At 63.1% G+C, this 24,259-nt stretch carries 18 protein-coding genes, 1 other RNA gene and 3 pseudogenes; 10 read left to right on the top strand and 12 right to left on the bottom strand.

Annotated features, from left to right (window positions below; translation table 11 throughout):
• Positions 1–137: 137 nt before the first annotated feature.
• Complete coding sequence (locus tag NKL06_RS30410) at positions 138–2,915, bottom strand: ATP-dependent helicase (RefSeq protein ID WP_352581479.1); 2,778 nt, start codon at positions 2,913–2,915, stop codon at positions 138–140.
• 80 nt (positions 2,916–2,995) lie between these two features.
• Positions 2,996–3,832, bottom strand: a complete 837-nt coding sequence (locus tag NKL06_RS30405; protein ID WP_023690895.1) for a DUF2059 domain-containing protein — start codon at positions 3,830–3,832, stop codon at positions 2,996–2,998.
• A gap of 242 nt (positions 3,833–4,074) precedes the next feature.
• On the opposite strand from NKL06_RS30405, the gene NKL06_RS30400 reads away from it, so the two are divergent.
• Entirely contained in the window at positions 4,075–6,414 is a 2,340-nt protein-coding gene (locus NKL06_RS30400) for a glucose/quinate/shikimate family membrane-bound PQQ-dependent dehydrogenase (protein ID WP_196814067.1), read from the top strand.
• A gap of 763 nt (positions 6,415–7,177) precedes the next feature.
• A pseudogene (locus NKL06_RS30395) lies at positions 7,178–8,084 on the top strand (dienelactone hydrolase family protein).
• 3 nt (positions 8,085–8,087) lie between these two features.
• Here NKL06_RS30395 and NKL06_RS30390 read toward each other — a convergent pair.
• The 4 genes from NKL06_RS30390 to NKL06_RS30375 form a co-directional block, all read right to left on the bottom strand.
• Positions 8,088–8,537 carry a response regulator gene (locus NKL06_RS30390; RefSeq protein WP_023690897.1) on the bottom strand — a complete coding sequence of 150 codons (450 nt, stop codon included), beginning with the start codon at positions 8,535–8,537 and terminating at the stop codon, positions 8,088–8,090.
• The gene (locus NKL06_RS30385; RefSeq protein ID WP_023668314.1) at positions 8,534–9,682 is read right to left on the bottom strand and encodes a histidine kinase dimerization/phosphoacceptor domain -containing protein; all 1,149 of its coding nucleotides are present in this window, start codon (positions 9,680–9,682) and stop codon (positions 8,534–8,536) included. The genes NKL06_RS30390 and NKL06_RS30385 overlap by 4 nt, the downstream gene beginning before the upstream one ends.
• A 260-nt stretch (positions 9,683–9,942) precedes the next feature.
• Positions 9,943–10,140, bottom strand: a complete 198-nt coding sequence (locus tag NKL06_RS30380; protein WP_013531006.1) for a hypothetical protein — start codon at positions 10,138–10,140, stop codon at positions 9,943–9,945.
• A 146-nt stretch (positions 10,141–10,286) separates the two neighbouring features.
• Positions 10,287–10,772: a thioesterase family protein gene (locus NKL06_RS30375; RefSeq protein WP_023688057.1), complete on the bottom strand. Its 486-nt coding sequence runs from the start codon at positions 10,770–10,772 to the stop codon at positions 10,287–10,289.
• 102 nt (positions 10,773–10,874) lie between these two features.
• Between NKL06_RS30375 and NKL06_RS30370 the strand changes: the two genes are divergently transcribed.
• From NKL06_RS30370 to NKL06_RS30355, 4 genes and pseudogenes are all read left to right on the top strand, one after another.
• The gene (locus NKL06_RS30370) at positions 10,875–12,284 is read left to right on the top strand and encodes an FAD-binding oxidoreductase (protein WP_023690898.1); all 1,410 of its coding nucleotides are present in this window, start codon (positions 10,875–10,877) and stop codon (positions 12,282–12,284) included.
• A gap of 65 nt (positions 12,285–12,349) precedes the next feature.
• Positions 12,350–12,784: a hypothetical protein gene (locus NKL06_RS30365; protein WP_155927131.1), complete on the top strand. Its 435-nt coding sequence runs from the start codon at positions 12,350–12,352 to the stop codon at positions 12,782–12,784.
• A gap of 157 nt (positions 12,785–12,941) precedes the next feature.
• Positions 12,942–16,895: an AsmA family protein gene (locus NKL06_RS30360; RefSeq protein ID WP_023690899.1), complete on the top strand. Its 3,954-nt coding sequence runs from the start codon at positions 12,942–12,944 to the stop codon at positions 16,893–16,895.
• Positions 16,896–17,048: 153 nt separating this feature from the next.
• A pseudogene (locus tag NKL06_RS30355) lies at positions 17,049–17,684 on the top strand (CBS domain-containing protein); the annotation flags it as partial.
• Here the strand turns inward: NKL06_RS30355 and NKL06_RS30350 are convergent.
• The 4 genes from NKL06_RS30350 to NKL06_RS30335 all read right to left on the bottom strand — a co-directional run bounded on the left by NKL06_RS30350 (position 17,681) and on the right by NKL06_RS30335 (position 19,494).
• Positions 17,681–17,908 carry a ribbon-helix-helix domain-containing protein gene (locus NKL06_RS30350; RefSeq protein ID WP_023688060.1) on the bottom strand — a complete coding sequence of 76 codons (228 nt, stop codon included), beginning with the start codon at positions 17,906–17,908 and terminating at the stop codon, positions 17,681–17,683. The pseudogene NKL06_RS30355 and the gene NKL06_RS30350 overlap by 4 nt on opposite strands.
• Before the next feature lie 13 nt (positions 17,909–17,921).
• Positions 17,922–18,116 carry a DUF4169 family protein gene (locus tag NKL06_RS30345; RefSeq protein ID WP_023688061.1) on the bottom strand — a complete coding sequence of 65 codons (195 nt, stop codon included), beginning with the start codon at positions 18,114–18,116 and terminating at the stop codon, positions 17,922–17,924.
• 18 nt (positions 18,117–18,134) lie between these two features.
• On the bottom strand, positions 18,135–18,680 hold the full coding sequence (locus tag NKL06_RS30340) for an SspB family protein (RefSeq protein ID WP_023688062.1): 546 nt from the start codon (positions 18,678–18,680) through the stop codon (positions 18,135–18,137).
• A gap of 130 nt (positions 18,681–18,810) precedes the next feature.
• Positions 18,811–19,494 carry a TetR/AcrR family transcriptional regulator gene (locus tag NKL06_RS30335; protein WP_023690901.1) on the bottom strand — a complete coding sequence of 228 codons (684 nt, stop codon included), beginning with the start codon at positions 19,492–19,494 and terminating at the stop codon, positions 18,811–18,813.
• A gap of 187 nt (positions 19,495–19,681) precedes the next feature.
• Here NKL06_RS30335 and NKL06_RS30330 point away from each other — a divergent pair, with 187 nt between their 5' ends.
• The gene (locus NKL06_RS30330; RefSeq protein ID WP_023682099.1) at positions 19,682–20,887 is read left to right on the top strand and encodes a multidrug effflux MFS transporter; all 1,206 of its coding nucleotides are present in this window, start codon (positions 19,682–19,684) and stop codon (positions 20,885–20,887) included.
• Between the two features lie 211 nt (positions 20,888–21,098).
• Here NKL06_RS30330 and ssrA read toward each other — a convergent pair.
• Positions 21,099–21,457, bottom strand: a transfer-messenger RNA (tmRNA) gene (ssrA, locus tag NKL06_RS30325).
• 168 nt (positions 21,458–21,625) lie between these two features.
• On the opposite strand from ssrA, the gene NKL06_RS30320 reads away from it, so the two are divergent.
• Entirely contained in the window at positions 21,626–21,937 is a 312-nt protein-coding gene (locus tag NKL06_RS30320; protein WP_023668323.1) for a DUF2853 family protein, read from the top strand.
• Positions 21,938–22,278: 341 nt separating this feature from the next.
• Complete coding sequence (locus NKL06_RS30315) at positions 22,279–23,073, top strand: thymidylate synthase (protein ID WP_023688064.1); 795 nt, start codon at positions 22,279–22,281, stop codon at positions 23,071–23,073.
• A 28-nt stretch (positions 23,074–23,101) separates the two neighbouring features.
• Here NKL06_RS30315 and NKL06_RS30310 read toward each other — a convergent pair.
• Positions 23,102–23,299, bottom strand: a pseudogene (locus NKL06_RS30310) (TOBE domain-containing protein).
• Positions 23,300–23,458: 159 nt separating this feature from the next.
• Here NKL06_RS30310 and modA point away from each other — a divergent pair.
• Entirely contained in the window at positions 23,459–24,253 is a 795-nt protein-coding gene (gene modA / locus NKL06_RS30305) for a molybdate ABC transporter substrate-binding protein (RefSeq protein WP_155927182.1), read from the top strand.
• The last annotated feature ends 6 nt before the right edge of the window (positions 24,254–24,259 follow it).

The following is a 24,259-nucleotide window of genomic DNA, read 5'->3' as shown; positions in this document are numbered from 1 at the left end:
TTGAAGACGCGGGATGGATCCTCGTCGCTACGCTGCGTCGCTACGCTCCTTGCTCCGCCCGTGGATGACGAGGCGGGGAGGGCTCCGCCAGACTACAACAATGTGGTCGCTTGTAGGACAACAGGACAAGCGGGCGCTCACACCGCCGCGACGAACCCGTCGAGCACGCGTTTCTGGCCGGCCTTGTCGAAGTCGATGGTCAGCTTGTTGCCTTCGATGTTGGAAATGTTGCCGTTGCCGAATTTCTGGTGGAAGACGCGGTCGCCGACACTAAAGGCTGACGGCGTGTCGGCGACGGATTTGGCGACCAGTTCGCCGTCGATGGTGCGGCCTTTGACCGAGGTGCGGCCGGCGCCGTAGCCGCTGTCGGTCTCGCCATAGCCGATGCGCTCGACCTGGTGGCCAGAGCGCGAGCCCCAGTTGCGGTCGGTGGCCTCGGTGCGGTTGGCCTGCGCGCGCTGCCAGCCGGGCGTCGCATAGGTGTTGGAGAAGGCGCCGGATTTTTCCGCGCCGACATTGTCGAAGCGCGAGGCGCCGTAGGGGTTCTGCCGTCCTGCGCCCTGGCCGCCACGGCCCGACGCGAACGAACCGCCGCCATAGGAATTGCCGTAGCCGCCATAGGAGTTGCCGCTTTCGGCGACCTCGACATGGGCTTCCGGCAGTTCGTCCAGAAAGCGCGACGGGATGGTCGACTGCCACAGGCCGTGGATGCGGCGGTTGGAGACGAACCACAAATGCAGGTTCTTCTTGGCCCGGGTCAGGCCGACATAGGCGAGACGGCGCTCTTCCTCCAGGCCGGAGCGGCCGCCTTCGTCCAGCGCGCGCTGGTGCGGAAACAGGCCTTCCTCCCAGCCGGGCAGGAAAACCGTCTCGAATTCGAGGCCCTTGGCCGAATGCAGCGTCATGATGTTGACGGCGTCAAGCTCGGCGTTCTGCTCGGCGTCCATGACCAGCGCGACATGCTCGAGGAAGGAGCGCAGCGATTCATACTCCTCCATCGAGCGGATCAGCTCTTTCAAGTTTTCCAGCCGGCCCGGCGCCTCGACCGAACGGTCGTTCTTCCACATGTCGGTGTAGCCGCTCTCCTCCAGAATGGTCTCGGCGAGCTCGGTGTGTGGCGTGGTTTCCAGCGCCTTCTGCCAGCGCTCGAAATTGGCCGCCACTTCGCGCAAGGCCGCGCGCGGCTTGGGCTTCAGCTCATCGCTTTCCGCGAGCTTGGCCGCGGCCTCCAGCATCGGGATGCGCAAGCTCCGCGCCGTGTCGTGGATCTGCCGGATGGTGGCTTCACCCAGGCCGCGCTTGGGGACATTGACGATGCGCTCGAAGGCGAGGTCGTCGGCGCCTTGGGCGACGACGCGGAAAAAGGCCAGCGCATCGCGGATTTCCATGCGCTCATAAAAACGCGGGCCGCCGATGACGCGGTAATTGAGGCCGAGCGTGACGAAGCGGTCTTCGAATTCGCGCATCTGGAAGGAGGCGCGGACCAGGATGGCCATGTCGTTCAGCTTGTGCTTGGCACGCTGGTAGGTCTCGATGGTTTCGCCGACGGCGCGGGCTTCCTCCTCGGAATCCCAAGCGGCGTGAACATGCACCTTCTCGTCGTCCTCGGCGACCTTCTCGGTGAACAGCGTCTTGCCGAAGCGACCCTCATTGTGGGCGATGAGGTGCGAGGCGGTGCCGAGGATGTGCGCGGTCGAGCGGTAGTTGCGTTCCAGCCGGATGATGGTGGCGCCGGGGAAATCCTTGTCGAAGCGCAGGATGTTGTCGACCTCGGCGCCACGCCAGCCATAGATGGACTGGTCGTCGTCGCCGACGCAGCAAATATTCACGCTCACGGGCTGTTCCGCGCCTGCCGGCGCGGGCCTTCCGCCCCCTCTTTTTTGCGCGCCTTCGGCGTCGCGGGAGTCGCCTCGCAACGGCTCGGACGCCCGGTCGGGCTTGCGGCCTTCGGCCGATCGCGCTTTACCCTCGCCTGGATGGGGAGGGTCGCCGCGAAGCGGCGGGGAGGGGTGACTGGCGCCGGCGCTGCCACCCCCACCCGCGCCGCTACGCGGCGCGACCTCCCCCATCGAGGGGGAGGTAGGCCGCTGCGCCAGCAGCCGCAGCCACATGTATTGCGCGGTGTTGGTGTCCTGGTATTCGTCGACGAGGATGTATTTGAAGCGCTTGTGGTATTCCTTCAGCACGTCCGGATTGGCGCGGAAGATGCGGATCGGGTGGCAGAGCAGATCGCCGAAGTCGCAGGCGTTCAGCGTCTTCAGCCGCTCCTGATAGGCCTTGTAGAGTTCCCGGCCCTTGCCGTTGGCGAAGCTGCGCGCGTCGCCCTCGGCAATGTCGGCGGGGCCTTGGCCCTTGTTCTTCCAGCCGTCGATCATCTGCGCGAACTGCTTGGCCGGCCAGCGCTTGTCGTCGAGGCCTTCGGCCTGGATCAGCTGCTTGATCAGCCGTACGACGTCGTCGGTGTCGAGGATGGTGAAATCGGATTTGAGCCCGGCCAGCTCGGCGTGGCGGCGCAAGAGCTTGACGCCGATGGAGTGGAAGGTGCCGAGCCACGGCATGCCCTCGACGGCTTCGCCGACGAGATGGCCGATGCGCTGCTTCATCTCGCGCGCGGCCTTGTTGGTGAAGGTCACCGCCAGGATCTGCGAGGGGAAAGCCCTGCCGGTGGCCAGGATATGGGCGATGCGGGTGGTCAGCACGCGGGTCTTGCCGGTGCCGGCGCCGGCCAGCACCAGGACCGGGCCTTCGGTGGTTTCCACCGCCAGCCGCTGCTCGGGGTTGAGGCCGTTGAGATAATCGGGCGCGCTGTTGGGGCCGCTGCGGGCCGCCATGGCGCGCGCGGCTATGCCCGACGGGCCCGCGGGCCGCGCATTGGGTTCGTCGAAAAAGGGCATGTCTTCCGCAAAGCCGGACATCTCCCCCGAATGTAGTGATTCGGGAGCGAAAGACCAGAAGTGTCTACGTTTTGTTCTGCTAAAGTCCCCGATACCGCGGCTCAGGCCTTTCGGTAACCGAGCGCGACGAACAATCGATGTCCGAACGAGCGCGCTTCCTCTGTCATCACCATGCCAAAGGCCGTCAGCATCTGGTCGTAATAGCGGCTGCCCGCGGGTGACGCCAGGAATGTCGAGTACAGTCTGAGATCGCCGAGCGAGATATCCCGGTATGTATAAGCGCTACCCTGCATGGCATTCTGTTCGATGTTCTGGCGAATTTTCACGGATTGCTGACGCACCAGCGCCATGATCTGTTCGTCCGACAGAGGCTTTCCGGCTGCGCCCAGCATCCCCGTGACCATCGCGTAGCTCATGTTCAGCGCTATCGCCTCGCCGGTGTCGACAGCGCTGATATCGTCGATGATCTTGCGGTACAATTCGAGCCGGGCTGGATCCTTGGTCGGAAGCTCGGCGAGGATTTGCTTGCCCTCTGTCTTCTTGCCTTGCCTGCCTTCCGGGCCAGACGACTGAATTTCCAAAGCGGTGACGTGCTTGCCCAACGGGGAAGCGTAAAACGCTGCGAGGTCGGACAGATCGATGGCCGACAGCCTGTCGGCCATCCGCGATTCGATGGCAGTCTCCATTTTGACTGCGTCGAAGGCGCCTTCCAGCGCGACCGACAAGGCGTCCTGGAAATTTGCCGGTAACGGTTCGGGTATGGATTTCGTGGCTGCGGCGATGCCGGGACCAATGCCCATCAGCATCTCGTGAAAGCCGTTTGCCTTGTTGATTTCGCTCAGCGTCTGTGCCGGCGCGGCCACAGTGCCGGCCGTGAGCGCGACGAAGCTACAGAGGACAAGGACTACGCGCGTCAGAGGCGAGGCGAATAACGTCACTCTGGTTGCTCCTGATGGTTGGTCCAAAGCAGACTGCTGGAAAACCCGGATGCCGGCAAGGCGGGATTGCCACCTTGGCGTGTGGCCTCGAAAAACGCCCTGTTACGCAAGAGAGCCTGCGGCATGGCCTTTTGGTTTCGCCATGGATCGCTCCCCGGCGGCTTGACAGGCACGGCGGCCGGGAGAAGGTTGTACCGCGGGGGGCAGGATTGGCATACCTTTGCCCATGGCCGCGTCGCGGAATGCGCATCAGTCGAAGGAGTATCGTCTTGGCTGTCGTCATCACCTCCCTCATCCTGTTCCTCATCGGCCTGGCACTTGGCGGCGGCGGCGTCTGGCTCGCGATGCTGGGCGGCAGCTGGTACTATGTCGTCACCGGTCTCGCCTTCCTCATCGCCGCATGGCTGCTCTTCCGGCGCAAATCGACGGCGCTCTGGCTCTACGCGGCGATCGTGCTCGGCACGCTGGCCTGGGCGGTGTGGGAAATCGGCTTCGACTGGTGGGAACTCGGACCGCGCGGCGGCATCATCGTGCTTCTGGCGCTGTGGCTGCTGACGCCTTGGCCAAGGCGGGGCCTGACCGGCCCCGACGCGCGCGCGCCGCTCATTCTGGCCGTGCTCGCTTCGCTCGCCGTCGCCGGTTATTCGATGACGGCCGATCCCAAGGACATCGCCGGCGACCTCAGCGCCGACAAGGTGACGCCGACTGCCGATCTCGGCGGCAACGTGCCTCCGGGTGAATGGCACTTCTACGGCCGCACGCAATTTGGCCAGCGCTATTCGCCGCTCGACCAGATCACGCCCGAAAATGTCGCCAAATTGCAGCCTGCCTGGACCTACCAGACCGGCGACGTGAAAGGGCCGGACGATGTCGGCGAAACCACCTATCAGGTGACGCCGCTGAAGGTGGGCGACGCGCTCTATATCTGCACGCCGCACAATTTCGCCATCGCCATCGATGCCGCCACCGGCAAGGAGAAATGGCGTTTCGATCCCAAGATCAAGCTCGACAAGGACCGCCAGCACCAGACCTGCCGCGGCGTGTCCTATTATGCCGATGCCAAGATCGCGGCCGGCCAGCCTTGCGCGACACGCGTCTATCTGCCGACCTCGGATGCGCGGCTGATCGCGCTCGACGCCGCCAACGGCCAGGTCTGCGCGTCCTTCGCCGAGGCCGGCACGCTCAATCTGTTGACCAACATGCCGTATCCGAAGTCGGGCTATTATTACTCGACCTCGGCGCCGCTGATTGCCGGCGGCAAGATCATCATCGGCGGCGCGGTCAACGACAATTATTCGACGCAAGAGCCGTCCGGCGTCATCCGGGCCTTCGACGTCGACACCGGCGCCCTGGTGTGGAACTGGGATTCCGGCAATCCGGACCAGACAACGCCGCTGGCGGCAGGCCAGACCTACACCCACAACTCGCCCAACATGTGGTCGACGGCAAGCGCCGACGAGAAGCTCGGCCTGCTCTATGTGCCGCTCGGCAACCAGACGCCGGACCAGCTCGGGATGGGCCGCAGCGCCAATGTCGAGAAGTTTTCCTCCTCGATCACCGCGCTCGATCTGGCCACCGGACAAGTGCGCTGGGTGCGGCAGACCGTGCATCACGACCTCTGGGACATGGATGTGCCGGCACAGCCGACCCTGGTCGACATCACCACCGCTGCCGGCGTCGTTCCGGGCCTGGTTGGACCGACCAAGCAGGGCGACCTCTACGTGCTCGACCGGCGCAGCGGCGAGCCGATCATCCCGATCAAGGAAGTGCCGGCGCCGGGCGGCGCTGTCGAGGGCGATCACACGTCGCCGACGCAGCCGGTCTCGGATCTCTCCTTCAATCCGAGGCCGCTGACCGGCGCCGACATGTGGGGCATCACCATGTTCGACCAGCTGGCCTGCCGGATCGAATTCCAGGGCCTGCGCTACGAGGGCCGCTATACCCCGCCATCGGTGCAGGGGTCGCTGGTCTATCCCGGTAATTTCGGCACCTTCAACTGGGGCGGCGTCGCCGTCGATCCGGTGCGGCAGGTGATGTTCGGCATGCCGACCTATCTGGCGTTCAAATCGCAACTCATTCCGCGCGACCAGGTGCCGCCGCCGGATGAGGGGCGCGGCAGCGAGCAGGGGCTGAACCGCAATGAGGGCGCACCCTATGCGGTGGTGATGGGGCCGTTCCTGTCGCCGCTCGGCGTGCCCTGCCAGGCGCCGCCATGGGGCTATGTGGCCGGGGCCGACCTCAGAACCGGCAAGATCGCCTACAAGCACCGCAACGGCACCGTCTACGACATGACGCCGTTGCCCTTGCCGCTGAAGGTCGGTGTTCCCGGCATTGGCGGGCCGATGATCACCGCCGGCGGCGTCGTTTTCCTGGGCGCGGCGGTCGACGACTATCTGCGCGCCTATGACCTGACATCGGGCAAGCAGCTTTGGCAGGCCAGGCTGCCGGCCGGTGGGCAGTCGACGCCGATGACCTACACCGTCGCCGACGGCCGCCAGTTCGTGATCATCGTCGCCGGCGGCCATGGCTCGGTCGGCACCAAGCCCGGCGACTATGTGATGGCCTATACGCTGCCGAAGTAGCAGCGATGTGACTTAGGTAAGTGATCGGCCCGGCAGATATTCTGGCAATGTCGCGCCGCCCCTCATCTGCCTGCCGGCATCTTCTCCCCGTATAGTGACGGGGAGAAGGGGCAGCTTCAGCGTTGGCGCCCTTTCCTGCAACGCTGGCGATTGGCGAAATCATCGATGACGGCATCCTTCTCCCCGTCACTATACGGGGAGAGTGCCCGGCAGGGCGATGAGGGGCAGCAGCAGCCTTGGTCAGCTTGCGTAAGAGATGGCCTTTGAGGCTGGGCACGGAGCCCAGTACTTCATTGGTTAGCTGCGGCCCTGTTTCGGCCTGCTGGATCAGCGTGGTGACGGCCGACGCCGGTCGACGCGGACATTCACCATCCGAGCGGCGGCAGCGGCAGCAGCGGAGCGCATTGCCAGCAAGGCAGCAACAGCAAGCACGAGCGCGCTTGCAAGGATCGGAGTAGACAAGGTCATGGCGTTGTTCCTTCTCGTCGGGCTCGCCGCTACGAGCGAGACCATCATCAGCTTCCTTCCATATTGTGGCGGCACCATCGACATTCTCTGAAATGACCAAAATGTGATGGGCGCGTTCCGCGGGGCCGCCGCATCGTTCGATGGCGCAAGCGTCACCCATCCGAGACTGGACCGTGCGAGCTTGCACCCTATCTTGATCCGCGAGTCATCCCGGAGTGACCGCGAGGTCATCCCGGAGTGACCATGAGGTCATCCCGGAGTGACCGTGAGATCATCTCCTAACGAGGAGCACGCCATGACGAAACCCACCGCCGAAGCCGTCAAACCTGCCAAACCTGCCATCACCCAGGCGATGATCGATGCCTATGACGAATACACGCATCTGACGCTCGACCGCCGCCGCTTCATGGAACAGCTGACCAGGCTTGCCGGATCGGGCGCGGCGGCGGCCGCGATCGCGCCGCTGCTTGCGGCGAATTCGGCGCAGGCGGCAATCGTCGCCGACAACGATCCGCGCGTGAAGGCTGAAGATATCACCTATTCCGGCAGCAGCGGTGAGATGAAGGGCTATCTGGTCAGGCCGGCGGACCAGTCCGGCAAGCTCGGCACCGTCATCGTGGTGCATGAGAACAGGGGGCTCAACCCGCATATCAAGGATGTGGCGCGGCGCGTTGCGCTGGAAGGGTTCGTGGTGCTGGCGCCGGATTTCCTGTCGCCGCTCGGCGGCACGCCCGCCGACGAGGACAAGGCGCGCGACATGTTCACCAAGCTCGACGCCAGCCAGGTCACCGCCGATGGTGTGGCGACCATCGCCTATCTCAAGGGCGAGAAGGACGGCAACGGCAAGGTCGGTGCTGTCGGCTTCTGCTGGGGCGGCGGCACGGTCAACAATCTGGCGGTCAACGCGCCCGATCTCGCCGCCGGCGTCGCCTATTACGGCATGCAGCCGAAGGCCGAGGATGTGGCGAAGATCAAGGCGGCGCTGTTGCTGCACTATGCCGGCCTAGACGAGCGCATCGACGCCGGCATCGATGCCTACAAGAAGGCGCTCGACGCCGCCCATGTCGAATACACCGTCTATGGTCTATGACGGCGTCAACCATGCCTTCAACAACGACACCTCGGCCGCGCGCTATGACAAGAAGGCAGCCGATCTCGCCTGGGGCAGGACGATCGCTTTCCTCAAGGAGAAGCTGGCGTAGGCTTCAGGCCGCCGACGACGCCCATACGCTCTCATAGGCCGGCGACAGCGTAAAACCGGCCGGCAGCGCCGAGACCGGGGGCGGGCGCCGCACGCCCTCCTGCAGATAGCGCAACGCCGACACCAGTCCGTTCATCGTGTAGGGCTTGGCGATGACGCCGATCGCGCCGGCGAAATGGTCGGGGATGCGTTTTGGATTGGCGGTCATGAACACCACCATGGAACGGTTACCCTCGCGGATATGCTCGGCAACCTCGACCCCGGTCGGTCCGTCGGCGAGGTGGATATCGACAAAGGCAATATCGGCATCGGCGGTATCAATCATACCTCTTGCTTCGGCCAACGATGTCGCCCAACCCACAACGCTGTGGCCGGCTTCCTCGACGAGGCTTTCCAGTTCCATCGCCAGCAACGCCTCATCCTCGACGATCAGGACCTTGAGCGGTTCGTTCATGACAGCTTCCCTTTCTGCTGCGGTTCGTTCGGCATCGAGATGACGACCTTTGTGCCCGGGCCGGCGTCGCGCCATTCGATGTCGGCATGCAACTGACGGGCAAGCGACTTGATCAGCCGCATGCCGAAAGAAGCATCGCCACTGGCCTCGGCCATGCCGACGCCGTCATCGGAAACCTCGATGTTGAAGTGGCCGTCGGGCTGGCTCATCTTGATGCCGATGCGCCCCGCGGTGGTGCCGTCCGGCTTTTCCTTGAAGGCATGCTTCAGCGCGTTGGTGACAAGCTCATTGACCATCAAGGCAACAGGCGTGGCTTTTTCGGCCGGAATGACGATGGGTTCGAGGTCCAGCGTCGGCTTGATCTCGGCGCGCCCCGATGCGGTCAGCAGGTCGGTGACCAGATCCCTGGCGAAATCCGAGACATCGAAGCGGCTGACATCCTTTGACTGGTAGAGACGGCGATGCACAGTGCTCAGCGCCTCGATGCGCTCCAGCATGGTGGTCAGGGATCGCTTCGTCGCTTCATCCTTGATTGCCCGGCTTTGCATGATGATCAGCGAGGAGATCATCTGCAGGTTGTTTTTCACCCGATGGTCGACCTCGTGCAGCAGCGTGGTCTGCGCCTCAAGGGCGGCCTCAAGCTCGCGCGTGCGTTCCTTGACAGCCTTTTCAAAGCGGTTCTTGTCGGCGGTGATGCGATCCTCGGAGCGCTTGCGATCGGAGACATCGAGCTGTGAGGCAAAGAAGAACAGGAGTTCGCCTTTGTCGTTGGAAACCGGGCTGATGTAGAGCGCATTCCAGAATGTCGAGCCGTCCTTACGGTAGTTCAACAGATCGATGGCGATATCGGTTCCCGCTGCTATCGCGTCGCGCACGCTAGCCACAGCTGCCTTGTCTGTCTCTGGCCCCTGCAGGAAGCGGCAGTTCTTGCCCATGACCTCGTCGCGCTCGTAGCCGGTCAGGCGCAGGAACGCGTCATTGGCAAAGACGATCGGATTGTCCGCCTGACGGGGATCGGTGATAACCATCGACATGCGGGTGGCGCGGATGGCGGCCGCGAACGGATCGCCCTTGCCGTGCTCGGCATGCAGATTGTCCGTCATGTGCCATGCGTCGGCCGGTTCCCTGGTCCTTTTCCAGTCCATGCTTTCACTCCAAGCCGTTTTTCAGGGGTCACAACGGCTTAGACGTGGAATTGGTTCAATCTTGATCTTCTTGTCGCAGGCAGCCGTTTGCGAAACCGAATCGCCGGTTGCGCAAACTGTCGAAATGAACGGTTTTTGAAGGTTGTCGGATGTAGCCGATTCGCTGAAAGCAGGGCTGGCGCCGACCTATAGAAATGATCAGGTCGCAATGGTCCGTGGCGGCGCTCGCCGGTGGCGGCTTTCTCAGAACAGCGGAAACATCAGGCGTGGCCACGCTTCATGCGCGCCTGCTTCAGGATGGCGCGCCAGCGGATCATGTCGAAGGGGATAGGCTCGTTGTTGTTGGCGATGTGGAAGATCTCGTTGTTGACGTTCTTCAACGAGCGCCAGAAATCATAGTCGGTGATGCGCGGATCGGCAGCCAGCCTGTCCACCTCGACCTTGATGTCGGTTTTCATGCACGTTCCTCGAACCGCCTGTTGCCCGCCGCCCGCGTCGCAACTCGCATGGCACCGTTCTCAAACGGTCAGCTGAGTCGTTCAATGGCCCAAATGGCTTGTTCACGTTAAAACCTTGGTAAGGTTAACGCGGGCGCGGCAGCGCTTCAAGCGGTCCTGCGGCGAATACCGATCGAACGGCCGGCGCGCTCGGGCATCGGCAGTGCAGAATGGGCGGCGCGCATGGCTTTCACCTTGGCCTGCACATCGGCGGGGAAGGGCGCGACTTTCGGCCCGGACATGTCGACATGCAGCGACAGGGTTTCGGAAGTGGCGGCGAGCCAGCCATCGACATGGCGGATTTCCTGGTAGGCCCGCAGCCGCTTGTCGTCGTGATCGATCAGCTGGAAGGATACGACGACCTTGTGTTCGAGGTGCAGTTCCTGGACATAGCAAACATGGACTTCGGCCGTGTAGATGGTCAGGCGCCGCTCTTCGACATAGTCCAGCCCCATGCCCATCGCCTCGAACGCCTCATCCGAGCAGCGGTCGAACAACACGTTGTAATAGGCCATGTTGAGATGGCCGTTGTAGTCGATCCAGTCCTTCTCGATGTCCATCGGTTTGGAAACGAAGGGGGCAGGGATGGGCATGGAAACTTCCTTGTTCTGGTGCTGGACAGAGCGCGGCAGTCGAGACTACGCATCCATAATCGCATAACAAGCGTGGACGCTGGTCCATTCGCGGAGGAATTCATGGCTCTGAGCGACCTCAATCCGGTCGAACGCAACGAGGAAGGCATCGCCGCCGTGCTCGGCATTCTCAAGCAGCAGCTCGGCGAACGCTTCCAGACAGGCGCGGCGATCCGCTCGCAGCATGCGCATACCACCACCTATATTCCGACGCAGGCGCCTGACGGTGTCGCGTTCCCGGAGACGACAGAAGAGGTGCAGGAGATCGTACGTGCCTGCGCCGCGCACCGCGTGCCGGTCATCGCCTTCGGCGTCGGTTCCTCGCTGGAGGGCCACACCAACGCGCCGGGTGGCGGCATCTCGGTCGACACCTCGCGCATGAACCGCATCCTGTCGGTCAACCCCGAGGATCTCGACTGCACGGTCGAGCCTGGCGTAACGCGCGAGGATTTGAATCGGCACCTGCGCGATACCGGCCTGTTCTTCCCCATCGATCCCGGCGCCAATGCTTCGCTCGGCGGCATGGCGGCAACGCGGGCCTCCGGCACCAATGCGGTGCGCTACGGCACGATGCGTGAAAACGTGCTGTCGCTGACGGCCGTCATGGCCGATGGCGAGACGGTGACGACCGGCAAGCGGGCGAAAAAGAGTTCGGCCGGCTACGATCTGACGCGGCTTCTGGTCGGCTCGGAAGGCACGCTCGGCATCATCACCTCGCTGACCTTGAAGCTGCAAGGCATTCCGCAGGCGATCTCCGGCGGCGTCTGCCCGTTTCCAAACCTCGAGGCGGCCTGCAACGCGGTCATCGCGACCATCCAGATGGGCATTCCGGTGGCGCGCATCGAACTGGTGAATGGACTGCAGATGCGGGCGATGAAGAATTACTCGAAGCTCGATTACCCCGAGAGCCCGTGCCTGTTCGTCGAGTTCCACGGCAGCGATGCCGGTGTCGCCGAACAGGCCGAAACCTTCGGTGCCATTGCTGAAGACAATGGCGGCGGGCCATTCCTGTGGACGAGCGTCGCCGAGGAGCGCACGAAACTCTGGAAGGCCAGGCACGATGCTTATTGGGCGTCGCTGACGCTGCGGCCGGGCACCAAGGGCCTGTCGACCGATGTCTGCGTGCCGATCTCGCGGCTGGCCGAATGCGTTGCCGAAACCGAGGCCGACATTGCCGAGATGGGCCTGGTTGCGCCGATCGTCGGCCATGCCGGCGACGGCAATTTCCATGTGCTGGTGCTGATGGATGTCAACGACCCCAAAGAGATCGCGCTGGCGGAGAAATTCGTCTCGCGGCTGAACATGCGGGCGATCGCCATGGACGGCACCTGCACCGGCGAACACGGCATCGGCCAGGGCAAGATCGGCTTCCTGCGCCATGAGCTCGGCCATGGTGTCGACATCATGCGCTCCATAAAAAAAGCGCTCGACCCGCAAGACATCATGAACCCAGGCAAGATATTACCTGCATAGCCGAAATGTGAGGAGCGGCAATGGATACCCTGATTATAAGGGCATCGCTTGGCAAGACACTGTTATTGCTGTCGGCCAGCCTCTTCTTTGTCCTGGCCTGCGCTTTCCTGATTTATGTCTCCGAGGACGGCGACACCGCCGGCCTTTGGTGGTGCGTGGCCTTTTTCGGGCTGGTCGCGTTGGTGTTTGCCTGGCAGCTTGTGCGGCCGCAGATTCTGGTGCTGAACGGACAAGGTTTCAGTCTCGGCGGAGGCCTTGTTCGATCGCCCAACCTGGTCCCCTGGAAGAATATCGAAAGCTTCTTCGTCGTCCATCGCCGGCGCAGGATAGGCGATATGATCGGGTACAATTTCGCACCGGGGGTCAAGAAAAGCTCCGTCATGGGCAGCGTGACCAAAAGCCTCGGCGCCGAAGCCGCATTACCGCAGGGCTGGACATTGTCGCCCGAGGAGATGGTGGTGCTGCTGAACGAATATCGCCGACGGGCCATGGCAGGATAGTCTCTTGCGCACAGGCCGGACCGCGGTCAAAGGCGTCCAAAAATCTCTGCTCTTCCAGATACATCAGAGATCAAGCAACTCTGGATGAATTGCCTCTTTATCGACACGCTGATGCGGGTAGAGTGCGGCTGACTTTCAATCAACCCGTTCGGAGCTGATGCTCGCACGCCTGTTCGTGATCTTCGGTGGCTTGTTTGTGCTGGTGCTGGTTGCGGCGCTGGTGGTGCCGTATTTTGTCGATTGGACCGGGTACCGCGCCCAATTCGAGCGCGAGGCGAGCGCCATTCTCGGCCGCAAGGTGACGGTGCAAGGCGACGCCACGGCGCGGCTGTTGCCGTTCCCCTCGGTGACCTTCTCAAACGTCACGGTCGCCGGCGGCCCCGGCGGCCAGCCGGCAATGACCGTCGAGACCTTTTCGATGGACGCGGAACTGGCGCCGTTCCTGCGCGGCGAAGTGCTGATTTTCGACATGCGGCTGGTGCATCCGAAGGCGACGATCGACATCGCCGATAACGGCACGGTCGACTGGGCGATACGGCCGTCCTCGCCCTTCGATCTCAACCAGATCTCGATCGAGAAGCTCACGGTGACGGAGGGAGAAATTGCGCTCCGCCATGCCGCAGGCGGGCGCAGCCATCTGATTTCCGAGATCAATTCGACCATCTCTGCCAAGTCGCTGGCCGGGCCGTGGCGCATGGACGGAACGTTGCTGCTCGACGGACTGCGTTCGACGGTTGCGGCTTCGACCGGCAAGGCCGAAGGCAGCGGCCAGATGCGGCTGAGGCTCAAGGTCGATCCCGATGCCTATCCACTGGTCATCGAAACCGACGGCAATGCAGGCATCGTCAATGGGGCTGCCGTCTATTCCGGCCAGTTCAAGATTTCCGGCAACGACAAGAATTCGGCTACGCTGCGCGGCAGCGATGGTGAGGTTGTCGAGATCAATACGGGCAAGGTCAGCGCCGGCAAGCCCGATCCGGGCTTCCGGCTGAACGGCAAGTTCTCGCTTGATCACCAGAAGCTCGGCGTCGACGAATTCCGCTTCGAGACCGGGCCGCTCGACAATCCCTACACAGCCGACGGCAAGGCTTCGGTCGATCTCGGCCTTAGGCCGAACTTCGCCATCGAGGCCAATGGCGCGCAGGTGCAACTGGACGAGGCGGTGGGCGCTGAGAAGGGCGTCGGCCTGACGCTGGACCAGCGCATTGCCGGAATCGAGCAGGCGCTGCTCGAACTGCCGAAGCCGAGCATCCCCGGCACTGTCGAGGTCAAGCTGCCGGCGGTGGTGGCCGGCGACACCACGGTGCGCGACGTGCATCTCTCGGCCGAGCCGGTCGAGGGCGGCTGGTCGGTGAAATCGCTGGCCGCGACCTTGCCCGGGCGCACGACGCTGGAAGCCAGCGGCATGCTCAGCGTCGAAGATCATTTCGGTTTCAGCGGCTCCATGCTGCTGGCGGTGGCGCAGCCTTCCGGCTTTGCTGCCTGGTTGTCGAAAGATGTCGACGAGGCGATCCGCCGGCTGCCGGCCGCCGGCTTCAAGGCCAAGGTGGAGCTGTCGGAGAAGCGCCAGGCGTTCAGCGATCTCGAACTGATCCTCGGCAAGTCGAAGTTCACCGGCCGCATCGATTCCAACCAGCCCGACGACGCCAAGTCCTCGGTGCTGATGCGGCTCGAGGGCGGCGAACTCGATGTCGACGGGCTGACGGCCTTCGCCTCGATCTTCGTCAGCCACAAGGGCGCCAACCGCTTTTCCGACCGTGACCTCGATTTTCAGATCAAGGCAGGGCCGGTCAATGCCGGCGGGCTCACCGCCGACACGGTCGATACCGCGCTCCGGCTCCGCGACGGGCTGCTCGAAATCGACCGGCTGTCGATTGGCGGCCTTGCCGGCGCCTCGATCAGCGCCACCGGCCGGATCAAGGATTTTCCCGCAAGCCCGACCGGCAAGCTCGATGCCTCGGTGGTCGCCGTCGATCTGAAGCCGCTGATCGACATTGCCGCGCAACACTATCCCGACAATCTGATGCTGAAGGGACTGGCTGGCCGCACGGCCGCCTATCCTGAACTGTTCCAGGACGCGCGCGTCGATCTGGTGGCGAGCGCCGCCGACAATGGCGACGGCACCACCGGGCTGGCGGTGAGCGGACAAGGCAAGGCCGGCGGTTCGGGCTTTTCGGCGTCGCTGTCGGGCAAGGGGGCCGTAGGCCAGTTGCTTGACGCGCCGGTGACGCTGACCTTCAACGCCAAAAATCCCGACGCCACGGCGCTGCTGGCGCTCTACGGCCTGCCGGCGCTGCCGCTCGGCATGCTCGGCCAGGCAAGCACCGATATTTCGGCGAAAGGCACGCTCGGCGGCGGCCTGGCGACGAGCTTCAATTTCGCCGCCGACGACTTCAAGGCGACGTTCGACGGCACCGTTGCTCAGACGCCGCAAGGCGCCACCGCCAAGGGCAAGATCGGCCTCGACGCCTCCGACATCGAGCCTTGGCTGATGACGACCGGCGCCGGCCTGCCGGGCATGGGAACGGGCACCTCGACCTCGCTCAGCGCGGATGCCGATTTCGGCAGTGGCCTGCTGGTGTTGAGCGGTCTCAGCGGATCCATCAACGAGTCGGAGATTTCGGGCGACGTCAACATCGATGCGAAGCAGGGGCTGCCGCATTTTGCCGGTGCGCTGGCGCTCGACGAACTGGACCTCGACCCGATTGCGGTTGCGCTGTTCGGTGACCAGTCGTTCCTCAGCAGCAACGCGAACTGGCCGACGGCGCCATTCAGCCAGAAATCCAGCCTGCCGTTCAGCGCCGATCTCGATCTGACGACGGCGACGCTTGCCGCCGGACCGCTGGCGACAGCCTATGATGCGTCGCTGTCGTTGAAACTGGACCAGGAAGGCATCCGCGTTTCGGACCTGAAGGCAAAACTGCTCGGCGGCGCGCTCACCGGATTGTTCGAGTTGAAGAACACAGACGGCACGGGGCTGTTCTCCGGCCAGATGAGGCTTGCCGGCGCCGACCTGGCGACTGTGCTGCCGGCTGCCGGATTGAGTGGCAACGGCGATTTCTCGACAGGGCTGTCGACCAGCGGCAAATCGGTCGACGCGATGATTGCCGCACTCTCCGGCTCGGGCACGGCGGCGCTGAAAGGCCTCACCATTGCCGGCGTCAATCCCGATGCCTTCGGCGCGTTGATTGCCAAGGCCGATGCGATCGGGCGCGACATCGACGTGGCCAAGACCGCGGGCTTTGCACCTGAGATCGCTGGCGACGGCAGCTTTGCTGCCGGCGATGCCGACATCGCCTTCACGGTCGCCGGCGGCACGTTGCGGGCACCACCGATCAAATTCGAAAACCAGGCGGCGACGCTGTCTGCCGACATCACGGCCGACCTCAACACCGGCACCGTCGCCACCAAGGGCGCTGTCACCTACAAGCCTGGCGACGAGGCGCTGATCGGCTCCGATCCGACGGTCAATTTCAGCGTCGATGGGCCGTTCGGGGCGCTGAAGAAGCAGTTCGACAGCGAGCCGCTAGCGCAATTTTTGACCCAGCGCGCGCTGGAAAAGGAGCAGCAGCGGGTCGAGGCTATGCAGGCCGCACTGCTCGAGAAGCAGCGGCTGCGGCGCGAGGTGCGCTACTACGCCGCCCTGCAGACCGAGCGCGACAACGCCGCCGAGGAATTGCGCAAGCAGGAGGAAGCGGCACGGCTCAAAGCCGAGGCCGACGCCAAGGCGAAGGCACAGGCCGATGCGAAGGCACAGGACGAAGCGGATGCCAAGGCCAAGGCGGATGCCGAAGCAAAGGCCGATGCCGATGCGAAAGCGCAGGCAGAGGCTGACGCAAAGGCCAAGGCAGATGCGGACGCGAAAGCCCAGGCGGAAGAGCAGGCTGCCGAAGACGCCGCCAAGGCCGAGGACGAACGGAAGAAGGCCGAACAGGCTCGGATCGCTTCGCAGGAAAAAGCCAGGCTGGAGGCCGAGCGCAAGGCTCAGGAGCAGGCGCCGAAGGTCGACCGCTCACTTCCCGGTGTCAGTGACGGTTCGGCCCCGGCGCCGCCGAAGCCCAGGACAAATCCGTTCTCCGTCGACAATCTGCTGAAGTCGCTGGGCAATTAGGCACCCGCATCGCCGACGGCACCGGTCCGCGACTTGCGGACTATTGCTTGTGACGGGTCAGCAGGCGTCCCAGCATCGGTTCGATGCGCTTGAGCTCATCGAGATGCGCGGCGGACAATTCGGCAAGACGGTCTTCGGCGTGTTCGGTCAAGCTTTGCGGTCGAACTCACCGGCAACACCCATGTGCTGGTGCCGTTGATCGCCGCTTGCGCGGCCGCTCACGCGGTCACCGTGCTGTTGATGAAGCGGTCGATCCTGACGGAAAAGATTGCCAGGCGAGGGCATCATCTGGTTCGCGAATATGGTGTCGATCCGTTCGCGCTGACCAGGGTGCGCGAGGTCATGACCGCGCAGGTGGAGAGCGTGCCGGCGACGATGACGCTACATGGCGCAGCCGCCTTCCTGACCGCGCCCCAGACGCGGCATCCGAGCTTTCCCGTCGTCAGCGAAGACGGCCAGGTGCTTGGCGTCATCGATCCGCCGGCGATCCTGCGCTGGAGGCGCGCGGGCAAGCACCGCACCACGACGCTTGGCGAATTGCTTGACGGCGGCAAGCTCACGCTTGCCTATCCGGACGAGTATCTCGAGGGTCTTTCCGACAAGCTGCTGATGGCCAATGTCTCGCATCTGCCGGTTGTCGCGCGCGAGGATGCGCGGCTGGTCGGCTATGTCGGCTGGAAGGATCTGATGCGCGTCCGGTCGAAGAAGGCTGCCGAGGAACGCGATCGCTCGACGCTGCTGGGATTTGGCACCCGCAGCAAGAAACAGGATGCGGTCATAAAGGCCTAAGAAGTTCTGGCGTCGCGCTTGGCCCAGTCCAGCACGTGGAGCCTGAGGGCCGACGACAGATTCGCATCGCGCGGCCTTGTCTCGTCGATTTCGGCGACCAGGGCAGCAAGCGTCAGCTTGCGCGCGGCGGCGATGGCGACGAGATCGTCATAAAAGGGTTTTTCGAGGGAATAGCTGGTGCGATGGCCGCGGATGGTCACCGAGCGTTTTTCGACCGGGCTCACCGCAGGCCGTCCATCAATCGCCCTGGTCTTCCGGGCGTTCGCGGCGGTGGCCGGCGACGAATTTTTCGGCCTTGTCCGATGTAAGACGGTCACGAGTTCTTTCGGCTTTGGAACGGCCGTGCAGAGCGCGGTTCTCGCCGGCGAGCTTTTCGTTTTCGGTGCGCGCCTTCTGCTTGCGGACCTGGCGAAGGTTGACGATTTCGCCCATGTCGCGCCGACCGTCCCGCTACTTCTTGCGGAAGGCGTCGAGCGACACGACGTCGGCGCCCTTGCCGGCGGCGGCATCGGCCACGGCGGGCTTTTTCTCGACCTCGGTGGCAGCTGCCCTCTTCTCGGCCTTCGGCTTTTTCTCGGAGACGATAGCCAAAGGCTCGGCAGCCGGCTGGGCGGCTGCATCGTCTTCCGCCGGGACGTCGGTCTTGACGTCGAATTCGAGTTCGAAATTGACCGATGGGTCGTAGAAGCCGCGTACGGCCGAGAACGGAATTTCCAGCTTCTCCGGCACGTCGGAGAAGGACAGCCCGACCTCGAAGCCGGTATCGGTCACCTTGAGGTCCCAATACTGGAACTGGATGACGATGGTCATCTGTTCGGGATAGCGCTCGCGCAGCCTGGAGGACACCCGCACGCCCGGCGCGCCGGTCAGGAATGTGATGAAGAAATGATGATTGCCGGGAAGGCCGGTGCGCGCGACTTCGGCCAGGACCTTGCGCATGACGCCGCGCAATGCCTCCTGGGCCAGAATGTCGTAGCGGATGTGGTCGTCGGCCATGTGCTGGTCGGGTTCCGTTGAATCGTCCGCATAGCTGTAATCAAGCTTGAGCGCGGCGTAAACCGGATATAGATCGCTGATGCGCCGAAGCGAAGCCCGTAACGGACGATTTGATCGCCTGCTTTGGCGTTCAGGCGCTGGCCAGCTGTTTTTCCACCGCTGCCGCTGATCTGCGCTTGCCGAAGGCGCGCAGGAATGTGCGCACGCCGTGGGTCGCGGATTGCAGCACTTCATCTTCCGACGGCATGCCGCCGAGCATGAAGGTGGTCTGCAGTTCGGCATTTGCCAAGGCCAGGAACTGGCGCGCGGCGACATCGGGATCGTCGACCGCGAGATGGCCGGCATGGGCGAGGCGGGCAAAACGGGCGGCAAGTGCGGGCCAGGTCCGGCCCGGCCCCTGGTCGCGCCATTCTGCGAAGAGCTCGGGATAGCGCTCGCCTTCGGTCTGGATCAGCTTGCGCAGGAAGCGTCCGTCGCGGTTGCAGATGCAGTTATGATTCAGGCGCACGGCAAAGCCGATCAGGTCGGCTTCCAGATCCTTCGGCTGGTCTGGGAAAGAGGCGAAGGTGGCGAAGATGCCGGCATTGCAGCGCTCCGTCAGATCCCGCACCACAGCCATGAAGAGCCTTTCCTTGTCGCGGTGGTGATTGTAGATGGTCTGGCGCGAAACGCCCGCCTCCACCGCGATCAGGTCGATATTGGCGCCGGCAAAGCCTTCCCGGCAAAAGACCGAAGCCGCCGCATCGATAATCGACATACGCTTGGCCTCGTGGCCGCGTGGCGGGAAAATGTCAGGAGAAACGGCAAGCTTCATAGAAATCTATATAGAGGTGATTGACGAATTAGACAAGGCTGTCTAAATTTGTGGACACAATAAATGGGAATTCGCTCCGTAGAGACGAATAATCTCGCTCTGAGCCGTCGGATTTCAACGGGATGGAACGTCCTAGGGTTAGTCGTCGCGTTGGCGGCGCCAACCAGACTTGAAAGAAGCCTTTATCATGAGTCCCAAATTCCTCCGCATCGCGGTCGTGCTCGGCCTGTTGTCCGCTATCGGCCCCTTCGCCATAGACATGTATCTGCCGGCGTTGCCTTCGATCGGCGAAGATCTGCATGCCGGCACCGCCGCCGTTCAGATGAGCCTTTTGATCTTCTTCCTGTCGATGGGCTTCGGCCAGATCGTCGTCGGACCGATCTCCGACATGGTCGGCCGCAAGCTGCCGCTTTACGGCGGCCTTGCGCTGTTCATGGTCGGCGGTATCGGTTCGGCCATGAGCCCGACCATCGAATGGCTGATCGCCTTCCGCTTCCTGCAGGGACTGGGCGCCAGCGCCGGCATGGCGGTGCCGCGCGCCATCGTGCGCGACCTGCACACCGGCACCGAAGCCGCCAAGCTGATGTCGCTGCTGATGCTGGTGTTTTCGGTGTCGCCGATCCTGGCGCCGCTGACCGGCAGCCAGATCATCGAGAATTTCGGCTGGCGCGCCGTGTTCTGGACGGTGACGGGCGCGGCCCTGCTGGCCACCATTCTGCTGGCGACCTCGCTGAAGGAGACGCGGCCGGCGGAAGAACGCGTCGGTTCCTCCTTCGGAACCGCACTCGCCGGCTATCGCTTCCTCATGGGTGACCGCAATTTCCTCGGCCTGGTGGCGATCGCCGGCTTCGGCATCGCCAGCTTCTTCGTCTACCTCTCGAGTTCGTCCTTCATCCTGATCGACCATTACGGGCTGTCGCCTTCCGTCTACAGCGTGTTCTTCTCGATCAATGCGGTGGCCTTCATCGGCATGTCGCAACTGACGGGGATGCTGTCGGAGCGCTTCGGGCTGAAGCGCGTCGTCTGGGTGGCGGTAACCGGCTATGCCACGACGATGGTTGTGCTGTTCGCAGTCATGGCGACCGGCGTCGACCGGCTCGATGTTATGGCGGCACTGCTGTTCGTCGGCTACGGCTTCCTCGGCCTGGTCATCCCGACGACGTCGGTGCTGGCCATGGAAGAGCATGGCGAGATCGCCGGCACGGCCTCGGCGCTGATGGGCACCCTGCACTTCGCCATCGGTGCGCTGGCGATGGGCGTCGCCGGCATCTTCTTCGACGGCACCCCGCTGCCCATGGTGGCCGGCATCACGCTCTGCGCGGTGATCTCGTTCACGCTGGCCAAACTGACGCTTGGCCGCTCGCGCGAAGCCGTTGAAGCGCCGGCCGAGTAAGCTGACCGCAATCGACCGGAAAGGCCGGGTCATCCCGGCCTTTTTCACGTCTGGGGTAATCCGGCCCCGGCCAGAACCACGGCCTTCGACGACGCCAGCGGCAAATTGCACCAGCTCATGGCTCAATTTGGTGTAGGCTTCGCGGCCCATCGTCATGCGAAATCCGGCCAGCGGCAGCCGGCATTGAGCGTACGATATCGAGGAGGGGAGAAGTGGAGGTTTCTGTTGCCAGGTACCTCCGAACCCCGCCTAGAAGTGCGAACCTCTAGGGCTTGATTTGAAGCTATCGCACCGCTTACGCGGCGAGACGTGCTTCCGCATAGTTGTCATTTGCAACTACAGGTTTAGCCCGATGACGGTGGTACCATGCCGGGCAAAAGTACGATCTTTACACCTTCGTCGATCCTATTTCGCCCCCAGCAACAGCCGCTCTGATCACAGAGCGGTTCTTGGTGGAGGCGCCGGGTACCGCCCCCGGGTCCGAACGGCTTATTACATCGCCCATTTATCGCCATAGTCGGTCAAGCCGACAAAACGAATATAGGGGGCGGGCGCACAAAATGAAAGGCCGCAATGACACTTCTTGGCCGCACCAAACTGCGGCGCCGAGGGTTGACTCGCGCGCGGTCTCAACCGAAGCTTTGCGATGGTGAGGAGTATCGACCGAGCGCACAAGTTGCGGCAGCGCGCCACAGCCCTCATCGATCGGATCCCGTGGCGCCGACATGGGGAAATTTGATGGCCGATTATCTCGCAGACGTGAAGAAATACGACGCCGCCGCAAATGCCGATGTGGTTGCCAAGATTGTGAAACATCTGGGCATCGCGCTGCGCAACCGCGATTCCTCGCTGGTATCCTGCACCGACCCCAAGGAATTGGAGCGCGTCAAGACCAACTGGGTTGCCAAGAAACTTGGCGTGACCGACGGGGCGAAAGCCGACTCAGCGATCGAGAAGACCTGCAAGGCGTTGGCCGCCGACAGCTCCAAGAGCCGCGTGACTTTCTACTATCTGGTCGCCAAGGATCTGGGCAAGCTCGGCTCTTTGTAGAGATTATTGCCGATAGGCAGAGCGCGCGTTTGATTTTGCTCCTCACCGGAGGTCAGCACCGCCCCTCATTGCCCTGCCGGGCATTTCTCCCCGTATAGTGACGGGGAGAAAGGGCTGACCGCAGCCTTGGCTCTCTCTCTCGAACGCTTGTGATTGGCGAAACCGCTGATCACAGCGCCCCTCTCCCCGTCCCTATACGGGGAGAGGATGCCGGCAGGCAGGTGAGGGGCAACGCTAACCCTTGAAGAGTGATGGGGCAAGCCGCGTTCTGGTCCTTTTGCTGTGTTCGGCCGGCGGCCAGTCGGTTATGATGGCGGTAACCCCGAATCGAGGCGAAGCCGATGCGCCAGTATCTCGACCTTTTGCAGCATGTGCTGGACAATGGCGCCGACCGTGGCGACCGCACGGGCACCGGCACGCGTGGGGTGTTCGGGTACCAGATGCGCTTCGACCTGTCGCGCGGCTTTCCCGTCACCACCACCAAGAAGCTGCATCTGAAGTCGATCATCCATGAACTCCTGTGGTTCCTGGCCGGCGACACCAACATCAAATACCTTAGAGATCATGGCGTTTCGATCTGGGACGAATGGGCCGACGAGAATGGCGATCTCGGCCCGGTCTATGGCAAGCAGTGGCGCTCCTGGCCGGATGGCCATGGCGGGTCGATCGACCAGATTGCCAATGTTCTGAAGGAGATACGCAGGAATCCGAATTCACGCCGGCTGATCGTTTCGGCGTGGAACCCGGCCGAAGTGGAGGCGATGGCGCTGCCGCCCTGCCACTGCCTGTTCCAGTTCTACGTCTCGGACGGCAAGCTGTCCTGCCAGCTCTACCAGCGCTCGGCCGACATTTTTCTCGGCGTACCCTTCAACATCGCTTCCTACGCGCTGCTGACCCTGATGGTGGCGCAGGTGACCGGGCTGAAGCCCGGCGAGTTCGTCCATACGCTGGGCGATGCGCATCTCTATTCCAACCATTTCGAGCAGGCGCGCGAGCAATTGCGGCGCACACCCAAGGCGCTGCCGACGCTGTGGATCAATCCGGAGGTGAAGGACCTGTTCGCCTTCCGCTTCGAGGATTTCCGGCTGGAAAACTATTTTGCCGACGCTTCGATCAAGGCGCCGATCGCGGTCTGATCCGTCCACCGTCAATCAATTCCGACCCTCAATCGATGTCGACCATGACGTCGGTTGCCTTGATCATGGTATAGGCTGCTTGCCTTTTTCGAGCTTGAGATCGGCAACGGCCTCGTTGGTGATCGAAGCGTGACGACGGAGCCGGCGACATCACCGCGGACAGGCGAGGTGCTTTGACGATCTCGACGATCGTTCCCTTGAGGATGTTGCGGGCGCTGATCTTCATCGGAGTTCCTTTCCGGGTTTCGGTGCACGTCCAAACCAGAACAATCGATGCCGAACATACGCTTTCGCAGGAGGCGGCCTTCCCTTGTTATATTCATCCAGATATATCGGTCGGCAGGAGTCGAGCCAGCAGATTTCAAGCCCAGGGAGAGTTTTCATGTTGGGGCACAAAGGTTTTGGTATGAGGGCAATCGCGATTGGCGGCTTTGCCGTAGCTCTGATGGCCGTGATGCCGGCGGCTCACGCGGGAGACAAGGTGATCGTGTTTGCCGCAGCCAGCCTCAAGGACGGGCTCGACGCCGTCACCAAGGCCTGCGAAGCCGATGTCGGTGAAGCGGCGACCGTCTCCTACGCCGCGAGCTCGGCGCTGGCCAAGCAGATCGAAAGCGGGGCGCCCGCCGATGTGTTCATTTCGGCCGATCTCGACTGGATGAAGTACCTCTCCGACAAGAGACTGACCAAGCCGGAAACCGAGGTGAAACTGCTCGGCAACCAGATCGTGCTGGTGGCGCCACAGGATTCCAAGGTTGAGACCAGGATCGAGAAAGGCTTCGACCTGGCCAAGCTGGTTGGCGACGGCAGGCTTGCCATGGGCGACGTCAAGGCGGTGCCGGCCGGCAAATACGGCAAGGCGGCACTTGAATCGCTCGGCGTCTGGTCGTCGGTCGAAGGCAAGGTGGCGCAGGCCGAGAATGTGCGCGCCGCGCTCAAGCTGGTTTCAACGGGCGAGGCCGCGCTCGGCATCGTCTATGCCACCGACGCGCATGCCGACAAGGGAGTCAAGGTGGTCGGCACCTTCCCGGAGGATTCGCACCCGCCGATCATCTATCCGGTTGCCGAGACCACCGATTCGAAGGACAAGGATACGCCGGCCTTCCTGAAGTGCCTGCAGTCCGCCAAGGCGGCGGAACTGTTTAGGGATCAGGGTTTCACCGTGCTCACGCCGAGCAATTAAGGTAGC

Source organism: Mesorhizobium sp. C268A (genome assembly GCF_040324475.1).
Lineage (GTDB): Bacteria > Pseudomonadota > Alphaproteobacteria > Rhizobiales > Rhizobiaceae > Mesorhizobium.
The sequence above is the reverse complement of the archived record's forward strand: the minus strand, read 5'-3'. Positions and strand labels throughout refer to the sequence as shown.